Origin of the sequence: Zavarzinia sp. (assembly GCF_049306435.1) — a bacterium.
In the GTDB taxonomy this organism is placed as follows: Bacteria; Pseudomonadota; Alphaproteobacteria; order Zavarziniales; family Zavarziniaceae; genus Zavarzinia.
The window spans coordinates 1-5,486 of the sequence record NZ_JBAQRT010000138.1 but is presented as its reverse complement, the minus strand read 5'-3'; the positions used below and the strand labels follow the sequence as shown (position 1 = coordinate 5,486).

The 5,486-nt window shown below is 67.7% G+C and carries 6 protein-coding genes; 4 read left to right on the top strand and 2 right to left on the bottom strand.

The features are described 5' to 3' along the window. Nucleotides 1-46: 46 nt before the first annotated feature. On the bottom strand, nucleotides 47-730 hold the full coding sequence (locus WAZ62_RS07435) for a VOC family protein (RefSeq protein WP_422642882.1): 684 nt from the start codon (nucleotides 728-730) through the stop codon (nucleotides 47-49). A gap of 38 nt (nucleotides 731-768) precedes the next feature. Beyond that, nucleotides 769-1,395 carry a TetR/AcrR family transcriptional regulator gene (locus tag WAZ62_RS07430; RefSeq protein WP_422642881.1) on the bottom strand — a complete coding sequence of 209 codons (627 nt, stop codon included), beginning with the start codon at nucleotides 1,393-1,395 and terminating at the stop codon, nucleotides 769-771. Between the two features lie 96 nt (nucleotides 1,396-1,491). Here WAZ62_RS07430 and WAZ62_RS07425 point away from each other — a divergent pair, with 96 nt between their 5' ends. The 4 genes from WAZ62_RS07425 (at nucleotide 1,492) to WAZ62_RS07410 (ending at nucleotide 5,404) form a co-directional block, all read left to right on the top strand. After that, entirely contained in the window at nucleotides 1,492-2,646 is a 1,155-nt protein-coding gene (locus tag WAZ62_RS07425) for an alpha/beta hydrolase family protein (protein ID WP_422642880.1), read from the top strand. Between the two features lie 62 nt (nucleotides 2,647-2,708). Further along, nucleotides 2,709-2,957 (top strand): type II toxin-antitoxin system Phd/YefM family antitoxin, encoded by a 249-nt coding sequence (locus WAZ62_RS07420; RefSeq protein WP_422642879.1) that lies wholly within the window; start codon nucleotides 2,709-2,711, stop codon nucleotides 2,955-2,957. Further along, nucleotides 2,947-3,237: a type II toxin-antitoxin system RelE family toxin gene (locus tag WAZ62_RS07415; protein ID WP_422642878.1), complete on the top strand. Its 291-nt coding sequence runs from the start codon at nucleotides 2,947-2,949 to the stop codon at nucleotides 3,235-3,237. Before WAZ62_RS07420 ends, WAZ62_RS07415 begins: the two co-directional genes overlap by 11 nt. A 103-nt stretch (nucleotides 3,238-3,340) precedes the next feature. Next, nucleotides 3,341-5,404 (top strand): 3-hydroxyacyl-CoA dehydrogenase NAD-binding domain-containing protein, encoded by a 2,064-nt coding sequence (locus WAZ62_RS07410; RefSeq protein ID WP_422642877.1) that lies wholly within the window; start codon nucleotides 3,341-3,343, stop codon nucleotides 5,402-5,404. The last annotated feature ends 82 nt before the right edge of the window (nucleotides 5,405-5,486 follow it).

Below are 5,486 nucleotides of genomic sequence, written 5' to 3'. Positions count from 1 at the left end.
GCGCGCAGCCTCGCGCGGAGGCGGGCGCCCGGGCTGGTCGCCGAAGTCATCGCCGCACCGGCGGCTCGGCATGGGACGCCATCTGGCCCAGCACGTCGTCGGGCAGGGCCAGCATCTGGGCATAAAGCGCCTTGGGCATGGCCTGATGCGGCTTGTCCGGGTCGAAGGGCGGCTGGGGCACGCGGCCGCCGTCCTCCGGGTCTTCGGCCGGCGCGGCGAAGGCCATCGCTTCCGCCATGGTCATGCCGGCGCGGGCGACCACTTCGGGATCGATCCAGGCCGCCGGATCGATCGGCGCCTCGGAGGTGGCGATTTCCAGCGACAACCGGTCCGGCCCCGCGAAATAGATCGAGCGGCACAGGCCGTGATCGATCGGGCCGAAGACATTGACGCCGCGCCGCCGGATGCGGTCGCGCATCGACAAAAGGGCCGGCATGTCCGCCACCCGGAAGGCCAGATGCTGCAGGGTGCCGGGCGCGCTCCTGCCAGCGCCGCTGCCCGCGTGGGTGATGCCGAGCTGGATCGGAATCTCCGCCGTGCCGGGCAATTGCACGATCGAGAAATGGCAATGGTCGTTCAGATGCAGAAAGGCATGGAGGCCGCCCGGCACGCCGTGCATCGGGAACAGCGCCTCCAGCCGGCAGCCCAGCACGTCCGAGAAGAATTCGATGTGCCGCCGGATATCCCCGGCCATGACCGCGATGTGATGGATGCCGTCGAGACGGGCCATGGTTTCTCCCCCGTTTGTTCTTTTTCTTGCGATGTGGTTCAGGGCGTGAGGCCGGCGAAGACCGCGTCCATGATCAGGGCTTCCTGCGCCGTCTTCCGCGCGGGCTCGGTCACGTCGATGCCGAAGGCTTCCCGCATCAGCGGGGCGAGGGTGAAGAAACTGGCGGCGGCGGCATGCAGCATGATCACCACCTGCTCCGGCGGATAGGGCTTGATCTGGCCGGCCGCGATCGCCGCCGTCACGATCTCGACCAGCCTCGCGTAGCGGGGCGCCATCAGCGTCCTGACCATCCATTCCAGCCGCGGCCCGCCCAGCATTCCTTCCATCATGACGATGCGGCCGAGGGCCGGCTGCTCCATCGACATCATCAGGAACAGGCGCATGGACAGTTTCAGCTGCGACAGGGGATCGGTATCGCGCCCTGCCGCCAGCATCATCCGCTCCTCGGCGGCGAAACCATCCTTCAGGGCGAAGAGGGCGGCTTTCCACAGCTCGTCCTTGGTCGGGAAATGATAATGCACCGCCGACTGCGCGACCCGGGCGGCCCGGCCGATGTCGGTCATGGTCACCCGCTCGAAGCCGAAGCGGGAGAACAGGTCCAGCGCCACTTCGAGAATGCGTTCCGCCGTGCGCTCGCCCTTGCGCCTCTGCGCCGCTGCCGACATGCCTGCCTCCCCAAAAACTGATTTAATAATCAGTTATACCGTTCCATCAGTCAAATTTTCCGTGTAGAGAATCGGAAAACGACAAGAGGGGGGCGCATGAGCCGGATCACGCGGGAGCCTTACGGCTTCGTCCACATCGATCCTTCCGCGATCAAGGAGGTTTATGGCGGCCCCGGCGGCCTCGTCTTCGTCGAATGCATGAGGATCCGGCCGGAGCGTCACGAAGCGAAATCGGTGATCGTCTTCAGCCATCCGGTGGGCGGCGGTTCCTTCCTGCCGCTGGTTTCCGCCCTGGCGAAGGCGGGGCGGCATGTCGTCTATTGCAACACCCGCTATCGCGGCAACGACAGCGCCCTCCTGATGGAGAAATGCGTGCTCGATCTCGGCGCCTGCATCGCCGATCTGAAGACGCGCTTCGGCTATGAGACCGTGATCCTCGGCGGCTGGTCGGGCGGTGGCTCGCTCTCGCTGTTCTATCAGGATCAGGCGGTGCGGCCGACCATCACCGAAACCCCGGCGGGCGATCCGCTCGATCTCGTCGGCGCGGGCCTGCCGCCCGCCGACGCGGTGATGCTGTTGGCCGCCCATGTCTCCCGCGCCGTCACCCTGACTGAATGGCTCGACCCCTCGGTAACCGACGAGGCCCGGCCCTTCGCGCGGGACCCGTCGCTCAATCTCTACGATCCCGCCTGTCCGGCCCACCCGCCCTATGACGACGGCTTCATCGCCCGCTATCGCGCCGCCCAGCGCGCCCGCAACGCCCGCATCACCGCCTGGGCGCGGGGCGAACTCGCCCGCCTGCGCGCGGCTGGGGAGCCGAACGCGGAACGGGCCTTCGTCGTCACCGGCACCATGGCCGATCCCCGCTGGCTCGATCCCGCGCAAGACCCGTCCGACCGGCCGTCCGGCACCTGCTACATGGGCGATCCCCGGCTGGTGAACGACGGGCCGACCGGCCTTGCCCGTTTCACCACGCTTCGCTCCTGGCTTTCGCAATGGAGCCTCGAAGCGAGCCGGGCCGACGGCCTCGGCAATGCCGGGCGCGTGACCTGTCCCGCCCTGGTCGTGAACAACACGGCCGATCTCGCCTGCACGCCGTCCCACGCCGCCCGCCTGTTCGACGCCCTCGCCAGCCGGGACAAGGAGATCCACCAGATCCGCGAGGCCGATCACTATTACGTCGCCCGTCCCGACAAGCTGGCGGAAGCCGTGGTGGTGATCACCGGCTGGCTGGACGCGCGGGGACTGTAGAGGGGGGCGTTGAGAAGACCTGATAATGGTGCTATTAATGGGTCTGATAAGGAGGCTCTTCCATGGCTCACAAGATCCTCGCGGCGACCAGCGCCAGCGTTTCCGAGTTGAAGAAAAACCCCATGGGGACGGTCGCGGCGGGCGAAGGGTTCCCGGTTGCCATCCTGAATCGCAACGAGCCCGCGTTCTACTGCATTCCCGCCAAAGCCTATGAGGCGATGCTGGAGCGCATCGAGGATCTGGAGCTCAACGCCATCGCCGATGCGCGGGAAGGACAGGCAATTCACAAGGTCACGCTGGATGACCTATGAGCTCGCTTTTCTGGATGAAGCCCTGAAGGAATGGCGCAAGCTCGACAATGTGACCCGCGAGCAGTTCAAGGCCAAGCTGGTCGAACGTCTGGAAAACCCGAAAATTCCCTCGGCGCGGCTGCACGGCGCCAAGGAGCGCTACAAGATCAAGCTGCGCAATGCCGGCTATCGCCTGGTCTATCAGGTCAGGGATACAGAATTGCTGGTACTGGTCGTCGCGGTCGGAAAGCGCGAACGTAACGACGTCTACAAGACCGCCGATCGCCGCAAGACCGATTGACCCCTCCCGGCCCTGCCGCAAGGGACGTGCCTCCGAATTCGGAGTGATGCACAATCCCGCGCGAATCTGCCCGCGAGGGCCAAGAGATACGAGGGGAGCGGCGATGAGCGACGTGGTGCATTACGCCCGGCGGGGCAGGGTGGCGGTGATTTCGATCGACAGTCCGCCGGTGAATGCCTTGGGCCAGGCGGTGCGCCAGGGCCTGCTCGACCGCCTGGCCCAGGCGGAAGCGGATGCCGGGGTCGGAGCCATCGTGCTGACCGGGACCGGCAAGGCCTTCTCGGCCGGGGCCGATATCCGCGAGTTCGGCAAGCCGGCCCAGCCGCCCTCCCTGCCCGATGTGATCAATGCCTTCGAGACCTCGGCCAAGCCGGTGATCGCGGCGATCAATGGCGTGGCGCTCGGCGGCGGGCTCGAACTCGCGCTGGGCTGTCATTACCGGGTGGCGGGGGCCTTCGCCAGTCTTGGCCTGCCCGAGGTGAAGCTGGGCCTCATCCCGGGGGCGGGCGGCACCGTCCGCCTGCCGCGCCTCGTCGGGGCGAAGGCGGCGATCGACATCATCACCGCCGGCGAGCCGCTGAAGGCACCGGCCGCCGAAAGCGCGGGCATCATCGACCGGATCGCGGAAGGCGACGTGGTCGCCGCCGCGCTCCAGCTGCTCGAAGAAGGCGTGACCGGCCGGCGCACCCGGGATCTCGCGGTCGAGGCGACGCCCGAGCTTTTCGCCGAGGCGCGGGCGGCGATCGTGAAGCGCAGCCGCAGCCTCGTCTCGCCCCAGGCCTGCGTCGACGCGATCGAGGGCGCGGCGCGCCTGCCCTTCATGGAGGCCCTGGCGAAGGAACGCGGCCTGTTCCTGTCCTGCCTGGCCTCGCCCCAGCGCGCCGGGCTGATCCATGCCTTCTTCGCCCCGCGCGAGGCGGCGAAAGTGCCGGGCATCGGTCCCGAGGTGAAGCCTCGCCCGGTCGCGAAGGCCGGGGTGATCGGCGCCGGCACCATGGGTGGCGGCATCGCCATGTGTTTCGCCAATGCCGATATTCCGGTGACCCTCCTCGAGATGAAGGCGGAGGCGCTGGAGAAGGGCCTCGCCACCATCCGCGCCAATTACGAGGCGACCAGGGCCAAGGGCCGCATGACGGCCGAGGAGGTCGAGGCGCGCATGGCGCTGATCCGGCCCAGCCTCGATTACGCCGATCTCGCCGATGCCGATTTGGTGATCGAAGCGGTGTTCGAATCGATGGCGGTGAAGCACGAAGTCTTCGGCACGCTCGACAGGGTGTGCAAGCCGGGCGCGGTGCTGGCGACCAATACTTCCACCCTCGACATCGACCAGATCGCGGCGGCGACCCGCCGGCCGCAAGATGTCGTCGGCATGCATTTCTTCAGCCCGGCCAATGTCATGAAGCTGCTGGAGAATGTGCGCGGCAAGGCGACGGCGCCGGACGTCCAGGCGACGGTGATGGAGGTGGCGCGGCGCATCGGCAAGGTCGGCGTCATGGTCGGCGTCTGCTATGGCTTCGTCGGCAACCGCATCCTCCATGCCCGCAACCGCGAGGCCATCGCCCTCGTCAACGAAGGCGCCAGCCCGCAGCAGGTCGACAAGGTGCTGACCGATTTCGGCTTCGCCATGGGACCTTTCGCGACCTCGGATCTCGCCGGGCTCGATGTCGGCTGGCGCATCCGCGAGGAGCGGCGGAAGAACAAGGACCCGGATGTCGATGCCCCCAACTGGCTCGACGCTCTCGCCGAGAAGGGCCGCTTCGGCCAGAAAACCAGGGCCGGCATCTATCGCTACGAAGCCGGCAGCCGCGCGCCCATCCCCGATGCCGAGACGGACGCCCTGATCGCCGCCTACCGCGCCGCCCAGGGCATCACGCCCCGCCCGGTGGACGAGGAGGAAATCCTCACCCGCTGCATGTTCATGATGGTGAACGAGGGGGCGCGCATCCTCGACGAAGGCATCGCCGCCCGCGCCTCGGACATCGATGTCGTCTGGCTGAACGGCTATGGCTTCCCGGCTTTCCGGGGCGGGCCGATGTTCTGGGGCGAGCAATACGGCCTCGACAAGGTGCTGGCCGGGATCGACGCCTTCCATGCCCGGCTCGGCACCAGGGCCTGGCGGGCGGCGCCCCTGCTGCGCCGGCTGGTCGCCGAGGGCAGGGGGTTCTGACGGGGTAAGGTCGGCGCCTTACTGCGCCGGCTTCGCCCCGCCGAGGCCATCCGGGGCGAAGACGCCGCCGAAGGGTGTCGCG